The organism is Sorangium sp. So ce375 (genome assembly GCF_051473855.1).
Taxonomy (GTDB): domain Bacteria; phylum Myxococcota_A; class Polyangia; order Polyangiales; family Polyangiaceae; genus Sorangium.
This window is the reverse complement of sequence record NZ_CP150335.1, coordinates 9,032,778-9,058,175: the sequence shown is the minus strand read 5'-3', so window position 1 is coordinate 9,058,175 and position 25,398 is coordinate 9,032,778. Positions and strand designations below refer to the sequence as shown.

The following is a 25,398-nucleotide window of genomic DNA, read 5'->3' as shown; positions in this document are numbered from 1 at the left end:
ATAGGGAGAACTCTCAAGTCGTATCGGGTGAAGCCGGAGACACGGACGTCCGTACGCTGAACTCGAGCTCATCGCGACGCGGTCGAACATTGGTTGAGCGAGCGCGGCGAGCGCGAGCGTCCGAGAGGCGAGCGCGTATCTGACGGTCCGCGCGGGCGTGTCAGCCGCCGGAGGCCGCGCCGGGGGCGCCGAGCGCCGCGGAGGGCACGAGGCTCGAGACGGGGCTCCCGCCGGCATCCGCGCCAAGGAAGGCCCGCAGCTCGGCCAGCAGCGGGCCCGGCTCGCCGACGAAGGGCAGGTGATCCTCGCCCGGCAGCTCGACGTAGCGCGCGCCGCGGATGCGGCCGGCGAGGTCGCGCCCGGCCGCCGCCGGGACGGCCCGATCGCCGGCCCGGTGGAGCACGAGCGTCGGGGCGCTCACCCGGTCCAGCATGGATCGGACGTCCGCGGCGGCGTGGGCCCGGAGCATGCGCGCCGCCCCGCTCGGGCTCGTGCCGTGGCGCAGGTACGCGGCCCAGAAGCGACGGAAAGCGCCGTCTTCCGCCGCCGACGGGGCCAGGCGATCGAGGAAGAGCGGCTCGCCCCAGCCGCTCCGCAGCGCGCGCTCGGCCTCCTCGGCGTCCTCGCCGGCGAGCCCGAAGAGGCACCCCGGCCAGGCCGCCATCTGCGCCGCGCTCCCGAGCGCGATCAGCGCGCGCGCCCGCTCCGGGTGCGCCGCCGCGAGCAGCGCGCACGGCGCGAACCCGGCGCCGACGCCGAGGAGCGCGGCCCGCTCCACGCCGGCCGCGTCCAGCACCGCGAGCAGATCCTCCGCCTGCTGCTCGGCCGGAGCGCCCGCGCCCTCGCGCTCGCTCATCCCGGTGCCGCGCTGATCGAGCACGATGAGCCGCGCCCACGCGCCGATCTCGGCGAAGAACCGGGAGATGCGCGCGCCCTCCCACGCGGCCTCCACGTGCGTCACCCACCCCTGGACGAGCACCAGATCGATCGGCCCGTCGCCCGCGGCCCTGTAGGCCAGGCTCGCGTCCGCGCTCGTGGCGAACCGGGTCTCCGCCGCGTGCAGCCGCGCGGGCGCCCGCGTGGAGGAGACCACCCCCTCCCGCGCGGCCTCGAGCCCGCGCCCCATCGCCTCGGCGAGCTGCGCGTACGCGTCTGCCCAGGCGCGCGCGACGGCGGGCGACCACGCGTCCCCTTCGAGCTCCTCGAGCGCCTCGAGCAGCGCGCGGCCCACGGCGTCGAAGTGCTCGGGCAACGCGGCGTACGCCGCGTGGCGGCGCCCGAGCGCCTCGAGCATCCCGACCAGCTTGTCCGGCGCGCGCAGGTTGTCGATCACGAGCTGCAGCGCCGCGGCGAGCTTGAGCCGTTGCTCGCGCATGTCGGGCGGGAACAGCGCCCGGAGCGCCGGCTCGCGGGTGAAGAGCCGCTCGTAGAAGCGCGTCACCAGCGCCTCGGCGCGCGGGGCGAGGCGCGCGAAGGAGGCGCGCACGACGTCCGCGCCCGCGTCCTGCGGCCCCGCAGGGGCCGAGCCGGGGCGCACGATCTGGAACGCCCGGCAGAGCGCCTCGGTCTCCTCGAGCGCGGCCTGCACCTCCTCGGCCGACGCGAAGCGCGCCTCCGGATCGCGCAGGACGCAGCGATCGATGACGGCCGCGAGCATCTCCGGGACGTCGGGGCAGATCGAGCGCAGCGGCGGGAGCGCCCGCGCCGTCACCCAGCTGGCGATCGCGTGCACGTCGAGGCCCGCGTGAGGCAGACGGCCCGCGCACAGCTCGTAGAGGACGAGCCCGAGCGCGTAGACGTCGGAGCGGGGCGTCCCGGCGGTGCCGGCCCAGAGCTCCGGCGCGAGGTAGAGCGGCGTGCCCATCATCATGCCGCCGTCGGTCAGGGTCGCGGTCCCGAGCGCAGAGGCCACGTCGAGCGCCACCGGGATCGCGGTCGTCAGCGCGGACATGTCCGAGAGCGCCCAGGGGGCGGGCGCGACGGTGGCCCTCGGCGCGGCGTGCCGGCCGGCGTCGAGGGCGGTGGCGCCGGGCTGGTCGCCGAGCTTGGCGAGCCCGAAGTCGAGGAGCTTCACCTCGCCGCTCGCGTCGAGCATCACGTTCGCCGGCTTGATGTCGCGGTGGAGGACGCCCCGCCGGTGCGCCGCGGCGAGCCCGCGCGCGAGGCCGAGCGCGAGGCGCAGCGCGGCCGGCCACGGGATCGGCTTCGGGAGCAGCTCGAGCGGCTCGCCCTCGACGAACTCGTAGGCGATGTACGGCCGCCCGCGCACCTCGCCGATCCGGTAGACAGCGACGACGTTGGGGTGCTGGAGGCGCGCGATCGCGCGGGCCTCGACGCGCAGCCGCTCGATGGTCTTGGGATCCGGGCTGTCCGCGGCGACGAACTTGAGCGCGACGGGCCGGTCGAGCACCTCGTCGTGGGCGAGGTACACCTGCCCCATGCCCCCGCGGCCGAGCGGCCGCAGCACGCGGTAGTCGTCGAAGGCCGAGGGGGGCGTCCACGAGACCGGGGGCGGCGGCGGATCGACCGGGGGCGGCGGCGGGTCGCTCTCGCCGAGGCGCTGCTGCGTCGCGTGGACGAAGAGCGGCGCCTCGATATCGCCCTCGCCCGGGCGCCTCCAGACCCGCGCGCGGCAGTCGTCGCAGCCGGCCACGTGCCCGCGGAGGCTCGCCGCGTCGTCGTGCGGGAGGTTGCCCGCGAGCCAGGTGGCCAGGGCGTCGTCGGACGGACACGGGATCATGCGCTGCTGTTCTCCGGAGCGGCATTCTCCATGTGCGCTGTGGGCAGCGCAATGGCCGCGCGTGCTCTGCCGCACCGCGCCGCTCCGCTGTCGTGAGAGGCAGCACCTGCGCGCCCGTCCTGGCCGCGCCGTGTCGAAGCGCGGCAGGGCCGGCGCGCAAGCGCGCTCGCGCGAGCGTTCGGCGCTGGACCGGCGCGGCCGCGGTGTCACGCTCGCCGAGATCGATGAGCGACCCGAAGCCACCGCCGAGCCCAGCGCCCCGGTCGGAGACGGTGCGGCACGCGCTCCTGGAGGAGCTCCGCAGGGGAGCGGCGACCGCGTGGGAGCTCTCCACCCGCCTCGGGATGCGCGAGCGCGACGTGGCGCCGCACCTCGAGCACCTCGCGCGCTCGCTGCGCGCGCGCGGCGAGCGGCTCTCGGTCGCGCCGGCGCGCTGCCTGCGCTGCGGCTATGCGTTCGACGAGCGGCGGTCGCTCGCGAAGCCGAGCCGCTGCCCGGCGTGCCGGGGGGAGCGCCTCGAGGCGCCGCGGTTCCGGGTCGACGCCGGCGAAGCATGAGGCTCGCGGGCGGCGGCGCTCGCAGGCCGTCCGGTCGGCGCCGGCGAAGGATGGGCTCGCGGCCGGCGGCGCTCACAGGGCTGGCCGGTCGAGCGGCTCGGGGCGCCCCCGCCGCGCGGCGCGGGCCTCCACCTCTTCGAGCAGCCTCGGGCCGGCGCGCTCGCCCGCGCCCGCGAAGAACGCGCGGGCCTGGGCGAGGTCGCCGTGCGCTGCGTAGAGCTCGACGAGCTCTCGCTCCGCGGCCTCGTCGATGGTCGCCTCCGGCGAGCCGGTGGGCGCGGGGTCGAGCTGCACGATCGCGCGCAGCGCCCTCATGGCCTGCTCGGTGGCGCCTCGGCCGCCGATGCCCCGCAGGCTCCACGACTTCACGTAGAGCGCGCGCTTGCGCAGCGCCGTCCCCGTCGCGCCGCGGAGCGCGCAGTCGCAGGCGCTCACCGCCTCGTCGAGGCGCCCCGCCGCGAACGCCAGATCGGCCAGCGCGAGGTAGGCCTCGGGCGCCTCGCGCGACGCCGGGTGCTCGAGGGTGAGCTGGCGCAGCCGCGCCTCGGCGCCGCGCGCGTCCCCAGCGTCCTGGAGCGCCCGTGCGAGCGCGAGGAGCGCCGGAGGCCGCTGCTCCGCCGCGCGCAGCGCCGGCGCGTCGACGAGCGCGGCGTAGGCCGCCGCGGCGTCCCTCTGCACCCGCGCCGCTTCTGTCTGGAGCGCCGCTCTCCGCGCCGCGTCGCGCGCGCCCGCGGCGCCCGCCTCCGCGACCTGGTCGAGCACGAAGAGCTGCACGCCGATCGCGCGGTAGCGCCTCGAGAGCGATTCCGCATGGCGGACGAGCGGCTCGGCCGCCGCGCTCGCGCTGGGCTCCGCGCCGCCGCGCGCGGCGCGCGCCGGGGCGAGCGCGCTCGCGCTGGGCTCCGCGCCGCCGCGCGCCGGCGCTCCTTGCGCGGCGCACCCCCCCGAAGCGAGGGCGAGCGCCATGAAGGCGGCGACCCGCCGCGCCGCCGCTCTGCGCGGCTCCGTGAGACTGCCGGCGGACTCTGCGGCGCGCTGCACAACCGGTGACACTTCCTCTCCTCGCGACTCGCCGGCGGCAGAGAGGGCGAAACGCTGCGCGCCTCGTCGTGCCGAACGGCGCGGGAAGATAGCCGCGCGCGCTCCACGGACCAGCCCAATCCACGGCGGATGCGCCGATTCTCTCCCTGAACCGCGCGGAGAACAGGGCCTTTCGAGCGCTCTGCGCGGCGGCGCACACGCGGCGGCGCCGGGCGGAGCGACGCGCCGCGGAGCACGCTCCACGAGCACGCTCCGCCTCGGCCCATCCGTTGCGTCTCGGCCTTCGACGTTCCGCGCCCGGACCGGCGCTTCACACCGGGCCGGGGACGCATCCGGATGGAGAGTCACGACATGGCGACAAAAGTGAACTGCCTCCCGTTCACGATCCCCACGATGCCGCGCCTCAGGCTCGCCGATCTCGAGGATCGCTTCAGGCGCCTATCGCACCTCATGTACGACACGCGGGTTCCGATCGCGACGCTGGAGAAGGAGGTGTATCCCTACCTCGCCCGTGGCATCGAGTTCGTCAATCCATGGCGGCGGGTGCGCGGGATCGAGACGTACCAGGTCGGCCTCTCGGGAGTTCGCGGCGGCTGCCGTTTCGACCTCGACGTCTCCCAGCTGAACGTCCGGCTCTTCGAGCTGCGCGACGCAGGCCGGGCGCTGGTCGACAGCACCTTGTACTTGAGGCCGTTCCCGCGCTGCACGTATCCCGTGCGGGTGATCCTGACCTACGATTTCGACATGATCGACGGCGGCGAGAGCTTCGAGATCACGCGCCATGAGGAGATGTGGCGCATCGGGGACATCCTTCGGAGCGCTCCGCTGCTCGGCCGCTCCTACGATGTCTTCCGATCCTGCTCGGGTTACCTCTTCACCGGTGCGTTGCTCCTGTCCCGCGCCGTCGCCGTCCGTCCGCCCGGCGCCGAGGCCACGCGGGCCGAGCCGGCCCCCTCGCGCTGACGCCGTGCCCCCCAACCGCGCAGTCATGCAGCCGTGCAGCCGCCAGCGCGGCGCACCGCGATGCGGTAAGCGCAAACGTAAACGTCGATGGTACCGCGACGTCCCGCTTGACGGGATCTGGATGGCGCGATACACCTGTCCTCGTGAGCTCCGGCTTCACCGCGACCACGACGACCACTACCCGCACCGGCGGGATTGGTCTCGTGTGCATGCGGTGAGCTGACGAACACACGAGGAACCAAGCCCCGCCGGGATCCGGACGGGGCACGTCGCTATGCAGCGCTCCGTCTGGCCGGCCACCGCCGACGGAGACTGACATGCTCGACGAAGATGATCATCGGTATCTAGGCCAGCGTCTCGACCTCTTCCACCTCCAGGAGGAGGCGCCCGGCATGGTGTTCTGGCACGCGCGTGGGTTCACGCTGGTTCGCCTCCTGGAGGAGGCGGTCCGACGCCAGATGATGCGTGACAGCTATCGAGAGGTCCGCACGCCGCTCATCCTGCGGCAGGCGATCTGGAAGGCCAGCGGCCACTGGGACAATTTCTCCTCGAACATGTTCCGGCTCCAGGAGCAGGATAACGCCGCTGCCATCAAGCCCGTGAACTGCCCGGGTCACATGCAGATCGTGGCGCGCATGGCTCCGTCGTACCGGGATCTCCCGCTGCGGATCGGCGAGCTCGGCATGGTGCACCGGGACGAGCCGAGCGGCACGCTCCACGGCCTCTTTCGCCTGCGCCAGTTCACTCAGGACGACGGGCACATCTTCTGTGTCGAGGAGCAGGTCGAGGCCGAGGTCGTGCGCTTCGCGAGCGCGCTGCGCGACTTCTATGCTGGCTTCGGCTTCCAGGACATGGAGGTCGGCTTCTCGACGCGCCCCGCCGAGCGCTACGGGAGCGACGCCGTGTGGGACAGGGCGGAGGCCGCGCTGTCCGGCGCGGCGAGGAGCGCGGGGCTCGAGTACAGGCTGCAGCCCGGGGAAGGGGCCTTCTACGGACCCAAGCTCGAGTTCGTGCTGCGCGATCGGCTCGGGCGGAGCTGGCAGTGCGGCACGATCCAGCTCGATCTCGTGCTGCCCGAGCGCTTCGACATCACCTATGTCGACGCGTCGGGCGCGCGGCGGCGACCAGCCATCCTGCACCGTGCCCTGTTCGGCAGCGTGGAGCGCTTCCTGGGCATCCTGCTCGAGCATTACCGGGGCGCGCTGCCGCTCTGGCTATCTCCCGAGCAGCTCGTCGTCGTTCCGGTGACAGACGCGCAGCGCGCCTATGCTGAAGAGGTCCTCCTCGAATTCCGGCGGAAGGGGGTGCGCGCGATCCTCGACGCTGGGGACGACACGCTCTCACGGAAGATCGCCCTCGCGCACGCGGCGTCTATCCCGCTCGTCGCGGTGGTCGGAAAGCGCGAAGCCGAGCGCCGCTCCGTGGCGATCCGTGAGCGGGAGGGCGGCCAGCAGCGCGAGCTGCCGCTCGACGAGGCCGTCGTCGATGTGGTGCGGCGGAGCGCGCCGCTCGCCTGAACGCGCGCCGGCGATCTGTCGGAATCGACGGAACCGAACGCCGGCCCGCGTGTCGGAATGTCTCCGGCGCCCTGGTCTCCTTGGGCCGGGGACACTCCGACAACCCTCGTTACCACTCACGGAGCAGCTCGATGGGAACTCTGCCGCCCGGGCCGAAGTCGGTCAGCCTCATGGACTACATCCGCTCAGGATTCATCTCCTCCGAGCCCTTCTTCAGGCGCTACGCCGCCGAGTACGGCCCCACGTTTCGCGTGAAGTCGCCGAGCGGGATGCTGACCATCACGGGCGATCCGGAGGCGATCCGCGCGGTCTACACGGCCGACCCCGACGAGTTCGAGGTCTGGGGCGCCCAGCTGACGGAGCCGGTCTTCGGGACGTCGTCGGTGGTCGTGACGGCGGGCGCACGGCACCGGCGCGATCGGCGGCTGCTCGCCCCGCCGTTCAGCGCCGGCGCGATGCGGGGGTATGGCGGCGCGATCGCGGACATCAGCCTGGACGTCGCGTCGCGATGGCGTCCGGGCCGCTCGTTCTCGATGCTCGCGGCGACCCAGGCGATCGCGCTCGACGTGATCGTCCGCGTGGTCTTCGGCGTGAGGGGCGCGGAGCGCGTCGGCAGGACCCGCGAGGCCGTGCTCGGGCTCATCGAGTCGCTGAGCCCGAGCTTCATGATCCTCCCCGCGCTCCGGCGCGATTTCGCCGGCTTCGGCCCGTACGCGCGCAACCAGCGCGCGGCCAGGGCGCTCGACGCGCTGCTCGTCGAGGAGATCCGGGCGAGGCGCGCGGCGGGGGACGCCTCGCAGGACATCCTGGGCCTGATGATGAGCGCCCGCCACGACGACGGCGGGGGCATGAGCGACGTCGAGATCGCGGACCAGCTCCGCGCGATCCTGTTCGCGGGCCACGAGACGACGGCCATGTCGCTCGGGTGGGCGATGTACTGGCTGCACCGCGAGCCGGCCGTGCTCGCGCGCCTCCTCGACGAGCTCGACGCGCTCGGCCCCGCCCCCCAGCCGGACGCGCTCGCGTCGCTGCCGTACCTGGACGCTGTGTGCCTGGAGGCGCTCCGCATCCACCCGCCGGTGGTGGACGTCGCCCGCGTCGTGAAGAGGCCGTTCCAGCTCAAGGGCTTTACCGTCCCGGCGGGCGAGGCGATCGCCGCCTCGCCGCTGGTCCTGCACGGCCGCGAGGATCTCTACCCGTCGCCCGAGCGATTCCGCCCTTCTCGATTCCTCGAGCGGAAGTTCACGCCGTTCGAGTTCATCGCCTTCGGCGGCGGCGCGCGCCGGTGCCTGGGCGCCGCGTTCGCGTTGTACGAGATGAAGGTCGTGCTCGGCACGATCCTCGGGAAGTACCGGCTCCGGCTCGAGAGCCAGGCGCCCATCCGGCACGTGCGCCGCGGGCTCACCATGGGGCCGAGCGGGGATGTGGCGATGATCCTGGAAGGGGAGCGGGAAAGATCGAGGGCGAAGGGCCGCGCAGCTGCGGTCCAGGGCAGCCCGGCGGAGCCTGCGCTCGGGCACGCCGCCCCGCAGCCTGCAGGGCGGTGCCCCATGGGCTTCTCCTGAGCGCCGCTCACCGCTTCACCGCGCGTCGCCGGCCATGATCCAGGGGCTGTTCGGCGCGCCCGTGGTCGCCTGGATCGAGCCGCCGTTTCACTGCGATTACGGCGCCGACATCCCGCTGGGCGAGCGGGGGTTCTTCAATCACGTCACGTCGCTGAGGGGAAGTGCTTCTGGGCGCCGGCGTCCAGCTCCTGCTGCGTGGCTGCCTTCTTCCGGGTCGCGAGCGACCAGCGGTGGCCGAACGGGTCAATCACGATGCCGTACCGGTCACCCCAGAACATGTCCGCGAGCGGCATCTCGACGGTGGCGCCCGCCTCGACCGCGCGCTTCCACGTCGCGTCGACGTCGGGAAGATCGAGGTGGATCGTCACGGCGGTGCCGCCGAGCGACTTCGGCGTGCGGCTCACCCCGCCGCACATCTCCGGAAAATCGTCGCTGAGCATCACGAGGCCGCCGTTCACCAGGAGGGCCGCGTGGATGAGCTTCTTGCCGTCCGGCGTCGGCTGTTCGGCCGTCACCGTCGCGCCGAACGCGCGCTTGTAGAAATCGAGGGCCGCGCGGGCGTCGTGAACCGTCAGGTAGGGCGAAACGGGGGGAGGAGCGGGGGCTTCGTGGCTCGTGGTCATGCGCCGCACCATATTAGTAACCTCTACTATGTAAAGCGGGCTGGGTGGCGGCGAGCTCGCCCGCCCCCGGTCCCGGGATCCCGGCCGGAGAGGCCGCATCGCGCGCCGGCAGGACGTGGCGCGCGCCCTGTGGGTGAGGGCCGCGGGCTGAAGCCGCGGCGCGCCCGCGGGCGCCGTGGACAAGGACGGATCACGACGTCCTCGGTGATGGGATCGCGCGCGGCGCGTGAGCGCGCTCGATCCGTCCGGGCCTCGCTGCGGCGATGAGGCGATGTGCCGCACGGAATCGCGGGCGCGGCGCGCGGGAGCGGGCGAGCGGCGCTGGGGAATTCGCGTGCGAGGAGGTCTGATCACCCTCTACGCTGAGCGCCTCCTCGAACCGCGAAGGTTGCCATGAGCGATGACATCGTCGAGCTGACCACGAAGCACACCTACGGCACCTGGCGCGCCCAGCGCGGCTGGAAGCCGATCCATGTCACCCGCGCGGAGGGCTGCGCGTTCTGGGATGCGTCGGGCAAGCGCTACCTGGACCTGTCCTCGCAGCTCATCTGCTCGAACCTCGGCCACCAGAACGAGGCCGTGATCGAGGCCATCTGCGCGCAGGCGAGGCAGCTCGCCTACATCAGCCCGGCGCACACGTGCGAGGTGCGGGCCAGGGTGGCGCAGAAGCTCCTGGAGGTGATGCCGAAGGGGCTCGACAAGTTCTTCTTCGCGACCTCGGGCACGGAGGCGAACGAGGCCGCGTTCAAGATGGCGCGGCTCTACACGGGCAAGCACAAGATCATCGCGCGCTACACGTCGTACCACGGGTCGACCGCGGGCTCGGTCGCGGCGACCGGCGACTTTCGCCGCTGGTTCATCGAGCCGGCCGGCAAGATCCCGGGCGTTGTGTTCGGCCCGGAGGTGAACTGCTACCGCTGCCCGCTCGGCCGGAGCTACCCCGAGTGCGGCGTCGCGTGCGCCGACTACCTGGCTTACATGATCGACCACGAGGAGAACGTGGCGGCGGTGATCGTCGAGCCGGTCGTGGGCACGAACGGCGTCCTCATCCCGCCGGCCGACTACCTGCCGAAGATCGCCGAGATCGCGCGGAAGCGCGGCGTGCTCCTCATCGCGGACGAGGTGATGAGCGGCTGGGGCAGGACCGGAAAGTGGTTTGCGGTCGATCACTGGGGCGTGGTGCCGGATATCCTGACGACCGCGAAGGGCGTGACGAACGCGGCCGCGCCGCTCGGGGTCGTCGCGACCTCCCGCGCGATCGCGGACTACTTCGACGACAACATGTTCGCGCACGGCCACACGTACGAGGCCCACCCCCTCACGCTGGCCCCTGTCATCGCCGCGATCGACGAGTATCGCCGGCTGGACCTCCTCGACCGCGCGACGAAGATGGGAGACATCGTGGGCGCGAAGCTCCGCGCCCTCAAGGACAAGCACCCCTCGATCGGCGACGTGCGCGGGATCGGCCTGTTCTGGGCGGTGGAGCTCGTGAAGGACCGCGCGACAAAGGAGCCGTTCAACGTGCCGCAGGACAAGGCGGCTCGGCGGCCCCTGGTGGTCGACGCGGTGGTCGCCGAGGCGGCGAAGCGCGGGGTGTCCCTCATGGGGTGGGTGAGCCACCTGCTCGTGGCGCCGCCGCTCATCATCAGCGAGGCGGAGATCGACGAGGGGATCGCGGCGCTCGACGCGGCGCTCGACATCGCGGATCAGCGGCTCTCGGCCTGAGGGCGTCGAGCGCGAGGCGGCCCGTCACGGGCCGCCGGAAGAGCACGCCCGTGGCTGGCGCGGGCGCGCCCGGCGAGGGGGCGCGGCGACGTGCTACCATCGTGCCCATGACTGCACGCACGAACGGCCTGCCGACCCGTCCGCCCCGGAACACGGGGCCGATCGAGCTGCGCGATTTCGGCCCGACCGGCCGCCGTCTGGGTACGCCCGACGACTGTTACGACGGCAGCCCGTGGGAGCTGCACCGCGGGGAGCTGATCGAACAGATGGGGAGCAAGGATATCCATGGCATCGTGATGGCGCTCCTCGCCGCCCTCTTCCGCACGCACGCGCGCGAGGGCTTCACGGTGATGACCGACGTGTACTGCGATCTCAGCGACCCGGGGGGGCCGTCGCTCCGGGCGCCGGACGTGGTGGTCGTGGGCGATCTCTCGTCGCCGCGGAACGACGCCTACCGCGGCACGCCGGTGCTGGCCGTGGAGATCCGGGGCACGCAGTCGAGGCGCTACCTCGAGGAGAAGGTGAAGCTCTACCTGGAACACGAGTGGCCGTGGGTGTGGATCGCGCACGCGGAGCGGCGGGAGCTCGAGGTCGTGCGGCCGGGGACGGCGTCGATCACCTACCGTCCGGGCGCGGAGGTGCCGCTCCTGCCGGAGCTCGGCAAGTACGGCCTCGGCGCCGTGCCGGTCGCGGCGCTGTTCGAGGAGCGCGACGCGGCGCGGTTCACGGACGAGTGGGTCGAGGCGCGCACGCAGGCGCGCGCGATCCTCGCGGTGCTCTCGGCGCGGGGGCTCGCGGTGCCGGAGGCGGTGCAGGCACGGGTGCTCGCGTGCGAGGCGCCGGCAGCGCTGGAGCGATGGCTGGCCAGCGCGGCGACGGCGGCGAGCGGGGCCGCGTTCGCGGCGGCCGTGGATCGAGGGTGAGCCGGCGGCCGTCCGCCACCAGGTAGGGGCGGCGGCCGAGGGCCGCGCCCTCCGGGGAGCGCTCCTCGGCGCGGCGCCAGCCCGTCACCGCGGCGGCGCCCGCCCCACCTTTACCGCGACGGCGGCGCCGAGCCGCGCGCGCACTCGGCGGCGCGCGCGAGGAGCAGGTCGCGCTCGCGCGCGTTGCGCGTCAGCGACGCCGCGCGCTCGAACTCCACGCGCGCGTCGGCGAGGCGGCCGAGCTTCGCGAGGAGGTCGCCGCGCACGCTCGGCAAGAGGTGGTAGCTCTCGAGGGAGCGCTCCGAGGTCAGCGCGTCGACGACGGCGAGGCCCGCCGCCGGGCCGAACGCCATCGAGAGCGCGACGGCGCGGTTCAGCTCGACGACGGGCGACGGCGTGACCTGGGCGAGCGCCGTGTAGAGCGCCGCGATGCGCGCCCAGTCCGTCTCCGCCGCGGTGCGCGCGCGCGCGTGGCAGGCGGCGATCGCGGCCTGGAGCGCGTAGGGACCGAGCGCGCCGCCGAGCGCCTCGGCGCGCTCGAGCGCCGCGAGGCCGCGGCGGATCAGCAGGTGATCCCAGCGCGCGCGGTTCTGATCCAGGAGCAGGATGGGCTCTCCCGACGGGCCGACCCGCGCCCTGGAGCGCGACGCCTGGATCTCCATGAGCGCGACGAGGCCGTGGACCTCCGGCTCCTTCGGCACGAGCTCGGCCAGGATGCGGCCGAGGCGGAGCGCGTCCTCGCAGAGGGCGGGCCGCATCCAGTCGCCGCCGGCCGTCGCCAAGTAGCCCTCGTTGAAGACGAGGTAGATGACCTGGAGCACCGACGAGAGGCGAGGGGCGAGCTCGGCCCCGCGGGGGACCTCGAACGGGACGCGCGCCTCGGCGAGGGTCCGCTTGGCGCGGACGATGCGCTGGGCGACGGTAGGCTCCGGGACGAGGAACGCGCGCGCGATCTCCTCGGTCGTCAGGCCTCCGAGCAGGCGGAGCGTGAGCGCCACCTGCGCCTCGGTCGAGAGGACAGGGTGGCAGGCCGTGAACACGAGGCGCAGGAGGTCGTCGCCGACGTCATCGTCGAGCGCGGCGTCCAGATCCGGCGCGGCCAGCGCGTGCTGTGCCTCGAGCTCGTGGCCGAGCTCCTCGTGCTTGCGCTCCAGCCGCTTGCTCCGCCGGAGCTCGTCGATCGCGCGGCGCTTCGCGGTGGCCATGAGCCACGCGCCCGGCTTGTCCGGGACGCCCGACTCAGGCCACCGCTCGAGCGCCGTGAGGAGCGCGTCCTGCGCGAGCTCCTCGGCGAGGCCGACGTCGCGCACCATCCGCGCGAGGCCGGCGATGAGCCTGGCCGACTCGATCCGGAAGACGGCGTGGATCGCGCGGTGCACATCGGGGGCCGTCACGGCGCCCGATCAGAGCACCTTCCTCCGCTGGCGCAAGCCCCCTCCGCCGGCGCACGCCCGGAGGCGCGCCGCGGCTACTGCTTCTTGGCCGCCTGCGCGCGCAGCCGCTCCTCCTGCTCCCTGAGCTCGGGCGTCAGCGCAGGACCGAAGTCGTCCACCGTGAACACCTGGCGAATCTCGATCTCCGACTCCTCGTGCATGGGGTTGGGACAGCGCTTCACCCACTCGATCGCCTCTTCCTTCGACTTCACGTCCCAGATCCAGAAGCCCGCGATCAGCTCCTTCGTCTCGGCGAAGGGCCCGTCGACGACCGTCCTCTTCTCGCCCGAGAACCTGATGCGCGCGCCCTTCGTGCTCGGGTGGAGGCCCTCGCCCGCGACGAGCACGCCGGCCTTGACCAGCTCCTCGTTGAACTTCCCCATCTCGGTGAGGAGCTGCTCGCTCGGCATGACGCCCGCTTCGCTGTCCTTGGTGGCCTTGATCAGGATCATGAATCGCATGGTCGTGTCTCCTTGCTTCCGTGGTGGAGCTGGGCTCCAGAGGGTCTCTCGCCCGGTGCGAACCCTGGCTTCATCGTCACGACGAACGGCGGGACGCGGGATCGACACGCCGGGCGATCTTTTTTTGAGATTCTGTTAAGTGTACGAAATTGTTGATTGTTGTGGCGATTTGTCCGCCCGCCGTGCCGGCGGGAGCCGGTCGATGCTCTCGAACGAGAGCCGCGCGCGCTGCGCCCCGAAAGGCGCGAGGACGCGGGCGATCTCGGTCACGCTCTGGACGCGGGCGTTCGGGTCCTTCACGAGGCACCGGCTCACGAGCTCCGCGACGGCCGGCGGCGCGTCCTGCCGCAGGGTCAGGAGGGAGGCGGGCGCATCCATCATGATGGCCGCCGTGACCGTGGTGAGGCTGTCGCCGTCGAACGGGTGTCGCCCCGTGAGCATGCGATACAGGATCATGCCGAGAGCCCCGATGCCCGTGCGGACAAACAGGGACGCTCGGGCGACGACGTGACTCGGCTCGATCTGCGCGCGACGTCTGTCGGACAGCGCTTACGGCTCGGCCTCGACGCGCGTCGCGTCCTTCTTCTGCTGGAGCCTGAGCTTGATCGCCCCGAAGACGGCCGGCGCTATCGTGACGGCGATGATCAGGTAGACGATCCGCTCGATCTGCTTCGCGTCGAAGATCTTGCCAAGGAAATATCCGAGGAACGTCATCGAGAAGATCCAGAGTACGCCGCCCACCACGTTGAACATCGCGAAGCGCCGGTACTGCATCTGCCCCACGCCGGCCACGACCGGCGCGAACGTCCGGAAGAACGGCATGAAGCGCGCGATGATGATCGTCTTGCCGCCGTGCTTCTCGTAGAACTTCTGCGTCGCGACCAGGTGATCCTTGCGGAACAGGAGTGACTGCTCGCGCGTGAAGATCTTCGGCCCGGCGCGCCGCCCGATCGAGAAGCCCACCGCGTCGCCGATGATCGCCACCGTCATCAGCGTGACGTTCATCAGGAGAAGGTTCTGGAAGTTCGACAGATCGAGCGGGTTGATGAGCCCCGCGTTGACGAGCACCCCGGCGGTGACGAGCAGCGAGTCCCCGGGAAGGAAGAACCCGACGAGCAGCCCCGTCTCGGCAAAGATGATGAACATCAGGACGGGGTAGCCGCCCCACTCGAGCAGCGACTCGAGCTCTCTCAGCCTGCTGAAAAATTCACGGAGGAGATCCACGGCCACTCGATAGCTCACCTCGGCGGCTGCGTCGAACCCTGCGTGCGCTCCCGGCGCCAGCGTGCGGCGCGTCCGGCGCGTCCGGCGCGTCCAACGCGTCCGTTCCGACGGGAGCCGCCGGCGGTGGGTTGTCCCGCGCAATGTGACGCGACTGTGACGCGACTCACCGCGCCGCCGGGCTCCTCCATCACCATGGGGTGAGCGCGCCAGGTAGGGCGCCCGGAACCTCGGGCTCGTGAGCGAGCGCCCCGGCTGCGCTCCCAGCAACCTCGGGCGCGAGCTCGCCCGGCCGTGCCGCCCGCGCCGGCGGTGGCCGCGCGCTACGGCGCATAACGCGCCAGGTACTCCTTGAGATGCAGCTTCCGGGCCGTGTTTTCGGACGACATGTAACGTATCGTGCCGAAGATCTCCCGCTCTGGACCCCAGGCCCGATCGTAGCGGCCGAGCACCCAGAAGATGCCCGACGTCGAGTTCGGGTCGCGGCCGTCGAGCGCATATCGATCGTTGAGCTCGATCATGATCTCGAGCGCCTCCCGCGGCGTCCGCGACCACTCCAGGATCTTCTTGCCCCAGAGCATCCGCAGGTAATTGTGCATTCGCCCCTCGCGCAGGAGCTCGACCTGCGACGCGTTCCAGATCCGGTCGTAGGTCGCCCCGGCCGCGAGCGCCTCGATCGGATAGACGCGCGGGCGCCTGTCGCGCGCGTGCTTCTCGAGCGTCGCGAGCGCCCAGTCCGGGAGAGACTCGTAGTCGGTCGGATCGCGCTTCCACGAGAGGCGCGGCCCGTCTCCCTCGCTCGCCCCGAGGGCGAAGGCGTTGAACCCGAGCTCCCGCCAGGTGACGAGCTGCTCGAGGAACGCCTCGGCCGAAGCGCTCATCCCCCAGAACCCCTCGCGGCTGCCGCTCGGCCTCTTCACTCCGTCGCCGGGGCGGCCGAGCCGATCGAGGCGGAAGCCCTCGCGCCGGGCGACGGCGGCGAAGACCTCGTGCGCCGCGAGGTGGCCGAAGTGCAGGTACGGCGACAGGCCGCTCGTCGCGCCGGCGTCGGGGTGATCGCGCTCTTCCAGGTAGCGCGGCAGCCGCTCCGAGACGAAGCGCGCGAGCTCTTTGCCAGCCGTCTCCGGGCCGCCCCGGCGAGGCGCCGGCGGGACGGCGTGATCGATGGGGAGCGCCGAGAGCGCAGCAGGGTCGCCCGCCAGCAGCGCCGGCGAGGCCGCGGGCCACCTGCGCGTGAGCGCGCGGGGGAGGGGTGCCGCCGGCCGGAGCCTCGCCCGCTTCAGCGGATCGGCCGCGGGCTGCGCGGCGAGGTGCTCGCCGATCACCCGCTGCCAGAAGATGCGGAACGAGCGCGCGGTCGTGAACACCCGATCGGCCGCGCGCATGGGCAAGAGGCCGTTCGAGTCCACCTGCTCGAGGCGGACCGGCGCCTGCCGCGCCGCCGAGGCGACCATCCGGGGGAGGAAAAAGCACGGGTAGTCGTCCGTCACCACCACGCACGCCCGCGCCGCGAGCGCGCCGAGCAGGCCCTTACCGGCCCCCTCGGCGGGCTCGACATAGGGGTGATGCACGACGCCAGCCGCCGCGAGGCGGCGCGCGTTGTCGGCCATGCCGTCGATCACGAAGCGATGGATCCTGTCGCTCGCCCAGCGGTAGCCGCACCGGAGCGCCTCCAGCACGACGAGCGGTCGATCGAGCGCCATCGACCAGGCGATCGCGCGCTCCAGACCGAAATTGTACCGTGTCCGGCGACTCGCGATCATCCAGTAAAGGACGTAGTCGCCGTCCTCTCGGACAGGCATCGCGTTGCGGGTCCGGATCCGGAGCTCGGGGACGCTGCTGGAGATCACGACACCTCCTTCACGACCGGCCCGCCAGCGCGCCCCGCGGAGCTGGGGCGACGGAGGGGCGGACCGTCAGGGCGCCAAGGACGCCAGAGAAGCGCGGTTCTCTCTCGGCCTCGGCGCTCTGCTCTCTCTTCAGAGCGAGCGGTGCTCTAGCACAGCTCGGACAGGGGCGCGCAGATGTGTCTGGCGGATTCATGTGGGAGGGAGCGGCGCGTGGATCCGGCCTCTCGGGATATGCCCACGCTTGCGCCGTCGCGACGGCGGCTTCAGGTACCGCCGCAGCGGTCGTTCATCGGCGTACGAGCACGACGCGCGAGGAGGGGCAACATGGCTCTTGATCTCCTGAGAGAGCGGGGGACACCGCTCGACCGCCAGTCGTTCAACTGGCGTGATCTCGTACAGGTGCCGTTCAGCAAGCTGGACGACGACGCGTTCACCCGGGTGCGCGTCATCCTGATGAACGGCATCGAGCTCGAGAGCGTGCGGTTCCTGCACAGCTTCGCGCGCATGAACCGGGATCTGCGGCGCGTGCTCGCCCAGGTGCGGCGCGTCGATCACCACCAGACCACGGTGGTGAACTGGCTCAACCCGCCGGATCAGTCGCCGCTGGAGACCACCATCGGATACGAGCAGGTCGCGATCGAGATCACCGCGCACGTGGCGCTCTCCGAGCCGGATCCGTACCTCGCGCAGGTCTATCGCTTCGGCATGCTCGAGGACTACGATCACCTGTACCGGTACGCGGCGCTCCTGGACCGCCTGGAAGGCAAGGACGCGAACAACATCCTCCAGTCGTACACCGACGTGACGGCGGGGCGTCCGACCGCGGTGGAGCACCGCGCCCCCGAGGACGACGTGCGCGCGCCGTACGACCGGCGGAGCGCGAGCGCGATCACGAAGCTCAACGCGCTCACCATCATGTCCGCCGAGCAGCAGACGCACAACTACTACGTCAACGTCGGGCCGTTCTTCGCGGACCCGGTGGCGCGGCAGCTCTACGCCGAGATCGCCTCGATCGAGGAGCAGCACGTCACGCAGTACGAGGCGATCATCGACCCCGAGGAGACCTGGCTCGAGAAATGGGTCCTCCACGAGGCCAACGAGGTCTACAACTACTGGAGCTGCCTCCAGCAGGAGCAGAACGCCCGCGTGAAGCGGATCTGGGAGCGGTTCCTCGACTACGAGCTCGGGCAGCTCCACGTGGCCATCGAGCACTTCAACCGGATCGAGCGGCGCGACGCCGCCGAGATCCTCCCCGCCTCGCTCCCGGACCCGGTCTCCCATAAGAGCCACCGCCAGTTCGTGCGCGACGTGCTGTCCACGGAGGTGCAGCTCCGCGCCGTCGGCGAGGCCATCGTCGATCCGAGGGTGATCCCGGAGAGCGCCGCGACGATCGCCTACCGGCAGCAGATGAACTCCGCCGGCTCCCCCTCCGAGATCGTGGCCGCGGGCTACCGGTTCACGCCGGGCACCGAGCTCTCGCGGCGCGCCGAGAAGATCGACGGACAGAAGGAGGCGACGCCATGAAGCAGATCAGGATGGGGACCAACACCACGGGCATCGCGACCTCGCCCATCGACAGCAAGGAGCTCATCGAGTTTGCGCAGGTGATCCCGCCGAGCTCCCCCGGGAGCGAGGCCGAGGCCGCGGCGGTCAGGAGCGAGTACGCGAGGGAGTCGGGGACTGTCGGGACCGTGCCGCCGCCGGCGAGCCTCAAGGGGGTGGTCAAGGCAGCCGGAGAGCTCATCCAGGGCAGGCCCCCCGCGCTCCTCATCGACAAGCTCGGCGAGCGCCTCCAGTTCGAGCGCTCGGGCACGCGCCTCTACGAAGCGGTGATCACCAAGCACGACGCGGAGGGCACCTTCGAGGGAGGCCCGACGCGCGCGGACCTCGAGGCGATCCGCGACGACGAGCTCCGGCATTTCGCGCTGCTGAAGCGCGCGATCGAGCGGCTCGGGGCCGATCCGACCGCGATGACGCCCAGCGCCGACGTGATCGGCCTGGCGTCGGCCGGCGTCCTCGCGGTCGCCGTCGAGCCGAGGATCGGCCTCGGGCAGAGCCTGCAGGCGCTGCTCGTCGCCGAGCTCACGGACAACGACAGCTGGCGGATGCTCATCGACCTGGCGATCGCTTACGGCCAGGACGAGCTGGCCGCCGAGCTCCGCGTGGCCGAGCAGCAGGAGGCGCTCCACCTCGATCGCGTGCGAGCGTGGCTCTCGAGCAAGCTCGCGCTCGACGCGCGCGGTGAGCCCACCAGCACGACACCGCAGCAAGCCGCCTGACGCGGAGCCGGCATACCCCGGATCAGGCGATCCGAGCTGGGCGGATCGCGTGCGCCTTCGACGCGCCGCCGTAGACCGGCCTCCGGGATCTCGGTTATGACGCTCGGCGTGCGGGCCCGGCGCATGCGGGTGCCGCCAGCGGCTCCGTGCCCCGGGTGAACCCATGGACTTGCCCCAGAAGCTCCGATCGCTGTTCCTGCTGCCCTTGATCGCGCCGCTCGCCTGCGGCGGCGCTCCAGCGCCCGCCCCGGCGCCGCCCCGGCAGGCCGCCGCGCCGGCCCCGGCAGCCCCGGCAGCCGCGGCAGCCCCGGCGACCCCGGCGGCTGCGGCTCCGGCCGCGCCGGTGAAGGCCGGGCCGCGCGCCGACGCGACGCTCATGCCCCGGCGCGTGCTCTTCGGCAACCCGGATCGCATGTCCCCCCAGATCAGCCCGGATGGCCAGCGGCTCGGGTTCCTCGCCCCGTCCGAGGGCGTGCTCAACGTGTGGGTCGGCCCGGCCCAGGAGCCGGCGTCGGCCAAGCCGGTCACGAAGGAGCAGAGCCGCGGGGTGCGCACCTTCCAGTTCCCTTACACGAGCGAGTACGTCCTCTATCGCCAGGACAAAGGCGGCGACGAGAACTGGCACATCTACGCCGTCGAGCTCAAGACCGGGCAGATCAAGGATATCACCCCCTTCGAGGGGATCTCCGCGACGTTCGAGGGGATGAGCCCCAAGATCCCGAACGAGATCCTGATCGGCATGAACGATCGGGACAAGAAGGTCCACGACCTCTACCGCGTCGACGTCCGCACCGGCGAGCGCAAGCTCGTGCGCCAGAACGACGGGTTCGTGGGGTTCGTCGCCGACGACGATTTCAAGGCGCGGCTCGCGGCGCGGATGACGCGCGACGGAGGCCAGGAGTTCCTCGACATCACCGGCAAGGAGCCGAAGCCGTTCGTCGCGTTCAGCCCCGAGGACGTCGTGACGAGCGGGGCCGTCGGCTTCGACGCGGCTGGCAAGACGCTCTATTTCCGGGACAGCCGCGGCCGCGACACCTCCGCGCTCGTCTCCCTCGATCTGCGGACCGCGAAGCCCGCGGTGCTCGCCGAGGACGCGAAGGCCGATGTCAGCGACGTGATCGTCCACCCGAAGACGGGCAAGGTCCAGGCGGCGGCCTCGGAGCGCGAGCGCAAGCGCTGGCAGGTGCTCGACAGGAGCATCCAGCCGGACCTCGACGCCCTGCGCGCGGTCGCCGACGGCGAGCTCGACGTGCTGAGCCGCTCGCTCGACGACAAGCGCTGGACCGTCGGATACACAGTCTCCGACGGCCCGGTCCGGTACTACCTCTACGAGCGCGACACGAAGAAGGCGATGTTCCTCTTCACGAACCGCGCCGCGCTCGAGTCGCAGCCGCTCGTGAAGATGCGGCCCGTGGTCATCAAGGCGCGCGACGGCCTCGAGCTCGTGAGCTACCTGTCGCTCCCGCGCGCCGCCGACCCCGACGGGGACGGCAAGCCGGACAGGCCGCTCTCGATGGTGCTCCTCGTCCACGGCGGCCCCTGGGCGCGCAGCTCGTTCCGCCTCGATCCGATGCACCAGTGGCTCGCGAACCGCGGCTACGCCGTGCTGAGCGTCAACTTCCGGGGCTCGACGGGCTTCGGGAAGAGGTTCGTCAACGCGGGCGACCTCGAGTGGGCGGGCAAGATGCACAACGATCTGCTCGACGCGGTGGACTGGTCTGTCGCGCAGGGCATCGCCGACAAGGCTCGCGTGGCGATCATGGGCGGCAGCTACGGCGGCTACGCGACGCTGGTCGGCCTGACCTTCACGCCGGAGACCTTCGCCTGCGGCGTCGACATCGTCGGCCCGTCGAACCTCGTGACGCTGCTCCAGTCGATCCCGCCCTACTGGGCGCCGATGCTCGAGCTCTTCGCCAAGCGGGTCGGAGATCCCCGCACCGAGGACGGCCGCGATCTCCTGCGCACGCGCTCGCCGCTCTACCGCGCCGACCAGATCAAGCGGCCTCTCCTCATCGGCCAGGGCGCCAACGACCCGCGCGTGAAGCAGGCCGAGAGCGATCAGATCGTCAAGGCGATGACGAGCAAGGGGATCCCCGTGACGTACGTGCTGTACCCCGATGAGGGCCACGGCTTCGCCCGCCCGGAGAACTCCATGTCGTTCAACGCGATCGCGGAGACCTTCCTCGCGGAGTGCCTCGACGGCTCGTACGAGCCGATCGGCGACGACTTCAAGGGGTCGAACGTCACCGTCCCCGTCGGCGCCGACGCCGTCCACGAACTCTCCTCCGCGCTCCCCCGTCGCTGAACGCCTCCGCCCCACGCGGCGTATGGGCGCGCGCCGGCGCAACCGGCGCGCCGGCCCCTGCGCGGTCCGCCGCGCGCGCGCGTGCGCCGTGCGCCGGCGCGCCGTGGTCCTGGCGCGCCCGGCCTGCTCGCGTCCGGCGCCGCTAGGTCCGCTGCGTCGACGCGGTCTGCGTGCGCCGCCGCGCGCCTGGCTCGCTCACCGGGGGCGCGCTCGTCATGTCGTCGAGCGTCTCCAGCAGCTGCTCCAGATCGAACGGCTTGTTGATGATCCTGGTCGCGTCCGGGTGGTTCGGATCGATGCAGAAGCCGGGATCGCTGAGCGCGGTCACGAGCACGACCGGCGCCGCTCGCCCCTCGGCCGCCAGCGTCTCGATGAGCCGCGGCCCGTCCAGGAACGGCATCACGCAGTCGATGACGATGGCGTCGGGCGACGCCTGAGAGCGCAGCCGCTCCAGGGCCTCGAGGGGGTCGGTATACCCCTCGACGTCATACCCTTCCGCCAGCAGCACCTCCAACAGCGTCTCGACGATCGCGTCGTCGTCGTCGACGACGACGATGCGCCGCCGCTTTCCCCGCTCTGAGTCTCCCTGGTCGTCTCGATCGTCGCTCACGCTCACCTCGGTGGAGAACCCCGGTGTCACTTCTGGGACCGGCCGCTCTCGCCGTCTACCCTCCGACACCGCGCCTGTGCGAATTGTTTACAGGCTCTCCCGGAGCTCGCTCCAAGAGCCACGCTCTCCGGCTGCTCTCCGGCTCTTCCGCGGAGATCCCGGCGTGGCTCAGGCCGCTGGCGGCGCCTGCTCGTGCGCTGGCGAGAGGTCTGGAGAGCTTCCCCTCTTCGTGCGTAGCTGGACGGGCTTCTGGCGCACCCGGAGGCGCATGTTGATGAGCTCGACGCCGAGCGAGAACGCCATGGCGAAGTAGATATAGCCCTTGCTGATGTGCTGGCCCATGCCGTCGGCCACCAGCACCACGCCGATGAGGAGCAGGAAGCTCAGCGCGAGGATCTTCATGCTCGGGTGGCGCTGGATGAACGCGCCGATGCTCCCGGCGAAGACGAGCATCACGCCCACGGCGACGAACATGGCCACCATCATGATCGAGATGTGCTGCGCCATACCGACGGCGGTGATGACCGAGTCGAGCGAAAAGACGATGTCGAGCAGCACGATCTGCGTGATGACGGCGGCGAACGACGCCTTCCCCTTCGGCTGCTCTTCCTTGGGATCGTCGACCTCGAGTTTGTCGAACATCTCGTGGGTCGCCTTGCCAATCAAGAACACGCCGCCGCCGAGCAGGATGAGATCACGCCCGCTGAAATCGTGTCCGAGCAAGCTGAACAGGGTGGCTTTGAGCCCCATCACCCACGAGATCGCGAGAAGGAGGAGCAGCCGCATCCCGAGGGCGAGCAGGAGGCCGATGCGGCGCGCGAGCGGCTGCTGCTCCCGCGGCAGCTTCGCCGTCATGATGGAGAGGAAGACGATATTGTCGATTCCAAGCACGATTTCCAGCGCGCTGAGGGTCGCCAGCGTGATCCAGCCGTCGGCGTGCAGAAAGGCGCTCATCTCGGGCATCGGGTTGGCGCTTTGTAGCATGGACAGCAGCGGCCGCCCGCCACGTTACGGCATCGCCTGTTCTCCGCTGGATCCCAGGCGATCTTGCTCCCGTGTTCAGGGTGCGGGGCGAGAGCGAGCACCGCGAACGCAAATGGTCGATGTTCGTGGGGGCGTGGAGCGTGGAGCGGGGAAGGTGAAACGTCGATGGACGCGTGCGTGCGTGGAACGTGGGTGGAACGTGGGTGGAACCCCGTCGACGCGCGCGGCACGGGGGCGCTTGACGCAGGATGTTGACATCCGGTACAGATGATATGGAAGTACGCGCAAGTGGATCTGCCTCCTTCCCGGCTTCCAGGTGAGCTCCTGCGGGGTGTTGTCGAGCTCGCCGATCGGTGCCGTGCTTCCTCGCCATGCTGGCGAAGCGGCATGGTCGCCTGTTCCTCATGTGGAACGGCTAGTCTCACGACAGAGGGGGCGACCGCGTGACCGTGGTTCCGAAGATCGGCTTCGGGCAGGAAGCGCGCTGGGCTACCGGCGGCGGCGCTGACGGGGTGTCGCTGGATCGGGCGCTCCTCGGGAGCGAGCCCGCGGCCGAGGTGCCGGAGGCGTGCTGGCTGGACGGAGGCGCGGTCTGGCTGCGCATCGACGGGCTCGATCCGGGCGGCTACCCGATCGTCCTGCTCGGCTCGATGGGCGCCTGGATCGAGCCCGATTATCGGACCTCGTTCCCCTTCGGCAGCGTGGTCAGCGCGCAGCTGTACTTCCATGGCGTCGAGATCGGCCCGCTCCCCGCCCTCGTGGTGCTGCAGTCGATGGGCCTGCGCGGCCCGCTCATCGGGCTGTCCTTCCAGGAAGCGCCCTCCCGCGCGATCGGCCAGATCCGCGACGTGCTGCACGCCCTCGTCGAGGCCGGCGTGGCCAAGGCCGCGGCCGCGAGCCTCTTCAGGTCGTCGGCGCCCGAGGCCGGGCAGGTGCGCGAGATCATCGATGACCCGCGGCGGGTGCGCAACATCCTGAGCGTCCTCCTCCGGAGGAAGGGCATCGTCCGCCGCGCCGCCGAGGGCGCGCCCTCGCTGTGCGTCATGCTCAGCGAGGTGGGGATCGGGACCGTCAGGTGGTTCGGCATCGAGGGCTGGAGCGAGGCCGCCGCGGTCGAGATCGCCGGACACAGCTCCGTCTTTCGGTTCAACATCCGCGCAGAGCAGGTCCGCCCGGGCGAGATCGTGTCCGAGCTGCCGGCGAGGGTGGAGCGCTTCCGCCAGAGCCTCCACCAGCGGGGCGTCGAGGTGGAGCTCACCGCGCGCTTCATGCACCCCTACTGGCTCCACCTGCCGCCGGTCGAGGTCGAGGTCGTCGACGTGTCGTTCTCGAGCCTGCGGCTCGCGCTCAGGGAGGGGCAGCCGCCGCTCGATCCGAGGCTCAAGCTCGCGCTGGAGCTCCCGGACGGCGACGACGGGGTGATCCACCTGAAGGGCGAGGTGCGGTCGGTGTCGGCGGCCGACGGCGCCTATGCCCAGCTCTGCAGCGTGCACGTCGTCGCCGCGAAGCGCGAGGACGAGCGGCGCTGGCTGCGGCTCGTGTCCCGCATCCTGCACGCGACCACCTACGGGGGGACGGCGTGGCAGGCGGAGTTCTGGGACCTCTTCGCCTCGTCGGGCTACTTCAACCTCTCCGGGCGGCGCCCGGAGAACTTCGACGCCATGCGGCCGAGCTTCGTGAAGATGGCGCAGAGGGCCGCGGCGTTGCCGCACCTCCTCTACAACGTCACCTGCCTCTCCGAGCACGGCATCGAGGGCAATTTCTCGGTGATGAAGCCTTACCACGGCACGTGGATGTTTCATCAGCTCGCGAAGCGGCCCAAGAGCGCCTCGAACCTGAGCTCCCGGCAGGTGCTCCGCGACATCTTCACGCGCTGCTGCGAGTACGCGCTGGCCGACCCGGAGTGCCGGTCGGTCATCGTCTACGCCGAGGCGCACGTCGCGTGGAACGAGCGGTCGTTCTTCGACTTCGCCCGCAAGCACGAGGCGACGGGGCTCGCGCTCGCGCTGCCGTTCCGCCTGATCGGCATCGACGTCCCGGCGCGGCCTCCGGAGGGCGCCCGGGCGGGCGACGGCGCGCGGCTCGAGATCGGCGAGGCGACCCAGCTGGAGCAGGCGGCGCTGCTCGGCCAGCTGGGCGAGACGGTGCCGCGCATCTACGCGGAGGCGCTCGATCTCGTGCCCGGCAGGCTCGCGCTGGGGCCCTGCGTCGAGCGCTGGCGCAGCGCGGGCCTGGAGCGGGAGCGCGCGGTCCTCGTCGCGCGCGAGCACGGCGAGCCCCTCGCGGCCGCGGTCCTCGAGCTCGGCGAGCTCGGCACGAACCTCTTCCGCCTCCTCGACTCGGTCCGCCTCTTCCCCATGCGCCCCGGCGGGGACGCCGCGTTCGGCCCCCTGCTCGACGCGGCGTGCGACTGGTTCCGGAGCTACGCTCGGCCGTCGTTCATCTACTTCGGCGAGCGCGGCAAGCTGACCTACGAAGGTCCTGCCGGCCTGCACGACCTCGGCGAAGGCCGGCTGTGGATGGTCGGCAGGGAGCTCGTCCCGGCGTTCGTGGAGCACGTCTACCGGATCACCGAGCCGAAGCTGCCGCAGCGATGACGGC

At 71.6% G+C, this 25,398-nt stretch carries 20 protein-coding genes; 10 read left to right on the top strand and 10 right to left on the bottom strand.

The window, feature by feature from the left end; translation table 11 throughout:
• Positions 1 to 160: 160 nt before the first annotated feature.
• Positions 161 to 2,740 (bottom strand): alpha/beta fold hydrolase, encoded by a 2,580-nt coding sequence (locus tag WME90_RS33670; RefSeq protein WP_437276143.1) that lies wholly within the window; start codon positions 2,738 to 2,740, stop codon positions 161 to 163.
• Positions 2,741 to 2,964: 224 nt separating this feature from the next.
• Here WME90_RS33670 and WME90_RS33665 point away from each other — a divergent pair, with 224 nt between their 5' ends.
• Positions 2,965 to 3,297 carry a transcriptional regulator gene (locus WME90_RS33665; RefSeq protein WP_437276142.1) on the top strand — a complete coding sequence of 111 codons (333 nt, stop codon included), beginning with the start codon at positions 2,965 to 2,967 and terminating at the stop codon, positions 3,295 to 3,297.
• Positions 3,298 to 3,369: 72 nt separating this feature from the next.
• Here the strand turns inward: WME90_RS33665 and WME90_RS33660 are convergent, their stop codons facing one another.
• Positions 3,370 to 4,350: a hypothetical protein gene (locus WME90_RS33660; protein WP_437276141.1), complete on the bottom strand. Its 981-nt coding sequence runs from the start codon at positions 4,348 to 4,350 to the stop codon at positions 3,370 to 3,372.
• A 339-nt stretch (positions 4,351 to 4,689) separates the two neighbouring features.
• Between WME90_RS33660 and WME90_RS33655 the strand changes: the two genes are divergently transcribed.
• The 3 genes from WME90_RS33655 (at position 4,690) to WME90_RS33645 (ending at position 8,383) form a co-directional block, all read left to right on the top strand.
• On the top strand, positions 4,690 to 5,301 hold the full coding sequence (locus tag WME90_RS33655; RefSeq protein ID WP_437276140.1) for a hypothetical protein: 612 nt from the start codon (positions 4,690 to 4,692) through the stop codon (positions 5,299 to 5,301).
• Positions 5,302 to 5,618: 317 nt separating this feature from the next.
• The gene (thrS, locus tag WME90_RS33650; protein ID WP_437276139.1) at positions 5,619 to 6,818 is read left to right on the top strand and encodes a threonine--tRNA ligase; all 1,200 of its coding nucleotides are present in this window, start codon (positions 5,619 to 5,621) and stop codon (positions 6,816 to 6,818) included.
• Positions 6,819 to 6,949: 131 nt separating this feature from the next.
• Complete coding sequence (locus tag WME90_RS33645; protein WP_437276138.1) at positions 6,950 to 8,383, top strand: cytochrome P450; 1,434 nt, start codon at positions 6,950 to 6,952, stop codon at positions 8,381 to 8,383.
• A 143-nt stretch (positions 8,384 to 8,526) separates the two neighbouring features.
• On the opposite strand, the gene WME90_RS33640 is transcribed toward WME90_RS33645, so the two are convergent.
• A complete protein-coding gene (locus WME90_RS33640) occupies positions 8,527 to 9,006 on the bottom strand; it encodes a VOC family protein (protein ID WP_437276137.1) in 480 nt (159 codons plus the stop codon).
• A gap of 393 nt (positions 9,007 to 9,399) precedes the next feature.
• Here WME90_RS33640 and WME90_RS33635 point away from each other — a divergent pair, with 393 nt between their 5' ends.
• Together WME90_RS33635 and WME90_RS33630 are read left to right on the top strand one after the other, a co-directional pair.
• Positions 9,400 to 10,731: an aminotransferase family protein gene (locus tag WME90_RS33635; protein ID WP_437276136.1), complete on the top strand. Its 1,332-nt coding sequence runs from the start codon at positions 9,400 to 9,402 to the stop codon at positions 10,729 to 10,731.
• 107 nt (positions 10,732 to 10,838) lie between these two features.
• Positions 10,839 to 11,654, top strand: coding sequence for a Uma2 family endonuclease (locus tag WME90_RS33630; RefSeq protein ID WP_437276135.1), 816 nt, complete (start codon positions 10,839 to 10,841; stop codon positions 11,652 to 11,654).
• A gap of 110 nt (positions 11,655 to 11,764) precedes the next feature.
• Here the strand turns inward: WME90_RS33630 and WME90_RS33625 are convergent, their stop codons facing one another.
• The 5 genes from WME90_RS33625 to WME90_RS33605 all read right to left on the bottom strand — a co-directional run bounded on the left by WME90_RS33625 (position 11,765) and on the right by WME90_RS33605 (position 16,619).
• Complete coding sequence (locus WME90_RS33625; RefSeq protein WP_437276134.1) at positions 11,765 to 13,048, bottom strand: RNA polymerase sigma factor; 1,284 nt, start codon at positions 13,046 to 13,048, stop codon at positions 11,765 to 11,767.
• A 74-nt stretch (positions 13,049 to 13,122) separates the two neighbouring features.
• Entirely contained in the window at positions 13,123 to 13,548 is a 426-nt protein-coding gene (locus tag WME90_RS33620) for a YciI family protein (protein WP_437276133.1), read from the bottom strand.
• 135 nt (positions 13,549 to 13,683) lie between these two features.
• A complete protein-coding gene (locus WME90_RS33615) occupies positions 13,684 to 14,004 on the bottom strand; it encodes a hypothetical protein (RefSeq protein ID WP_437276132.1) in 321 nt (106 codons plus the stop codon).
• Positions 14,005 to 14,097: 93 nt separating this feature from the next.
• Positions 14,098 to 14,790: a VTT domain-containing protein gene (locus tag WME90_RS33610; protein ID WP_437276131.1), complete on the bottom strand. Its 693-nt coding sequence runs from the start codon at positions 14,788 to 14,790 to the stop codon at positions 14,098 to 14,100.
• A 302-nt stretch (positions 14,791 to 15,092) separates the two neighbouring features.
• Entirely contained in the window at positions 15,093 to 16,619 is a 1,527-nt protein-coding gene (locus tag WME90_RS33605) for a deoxyribodipyrimidine photolyase (RefSeq protein WP_437276130.1), read from the bottom strand.
• Between the two features lie 324 nt (positions 16,620 to 16,943).
• Here WME90_RS33605 and WME90_RS33600 point away from each other — a divergent pair, with 324 nt between their 5' ends.
• The 3 genes from WME90_RS33600 to WME90_RS33590 all read left to right on the top strand — a co-directional run bounded on the left by WME90_RS33600 (position 16,944) and on the right by WME90_RS33590 (position 21,203).
• Entirely contained in the window at positions 16,944 to 18,143 is a 1,200-nt protein-coding gene (locus WME90_RS33600) for a hypothetical protein (protein WP_437276129.1), read from the top strand.
• Positions 18,140 to 18,898, top strand: coding sequence for a ferritin-like domain-containing protein (locus WME90_RS33595; RefSeq protein WP_437276128.1), 759 nt, complete (start codon positions 18,140 to 18,142; stop codon positions 18,896 to 18,898). Before WME90_RS33600 ends, WME90_RS33595 begins: the two co-directional genes overlap by 4 nt.
• Positions 18,899 to 19,061: 163 nt before the next feature.
• Positions 19,062 to 21,203 carry a S9 family peptidase gene (locus WME90_RS33590; protein ID WP_437276127.1) on the top strand — a complete coding sequence of 714 codons (2,142 nt, stop codon included), beginning with the start codon at positions 19,062 to 19,064 and terminating at the stop codon, positions 21,201 to 21,203.
• A gap of 142 nt (positions 21,204 to 21,345) precedes the next feature.
• On the opposite strand, the gene WME90_RS33585 is transcribed toward WME90_RS33590, so the two are convergent.
• Together WME90_RS33585 and WME90_RS33580 are read right to left on the bottom strand one after the other, a co-directional pair.
• A complete protein-coding gene (locus WME90_RS33585; RefSeq protein ID WP_437276126.1) occupies positions 21,346 to 21,813 on the bottom strand; it encodes a response regulator in 468 nt (155 codons plus the stop codon).
• 168 nt (positions 21,814 to 21,981) lie between these two features.
• The gene (locus WME90_RS33580; protein WP_437276125.1) at positions 21,982 to 22,776 is read right to left on the bottom strand and encodes a TerC family protein; all 795 of its coding nucleotides are present in this window, start codon (positions 22,774 to 22,776) and stop codon (positions 21,982 to 21,984) included.
• A gap of 464 nt (positions 22,777 to 23,240) precedes the next feature.
• Here WME90_RS33580 and WME90_RS33575 point away from each other — a divergent pair, with 464 nt between their 5' ends.
• Positions 23,241 to 25,394 (top strand): hypothetical protein, encoded by a 2,154-nt coding sequence (locus WME90_RS33575; RefSeq protein ID WP_437276124.1) that lies wholly within the window; start codon positions 23,241 to 23,243, stop codon positions 25,392 to 25,394.
• The last annotated feature ends 4 nt before the right edge of the window (positions 25,395 to 25,398 follow it).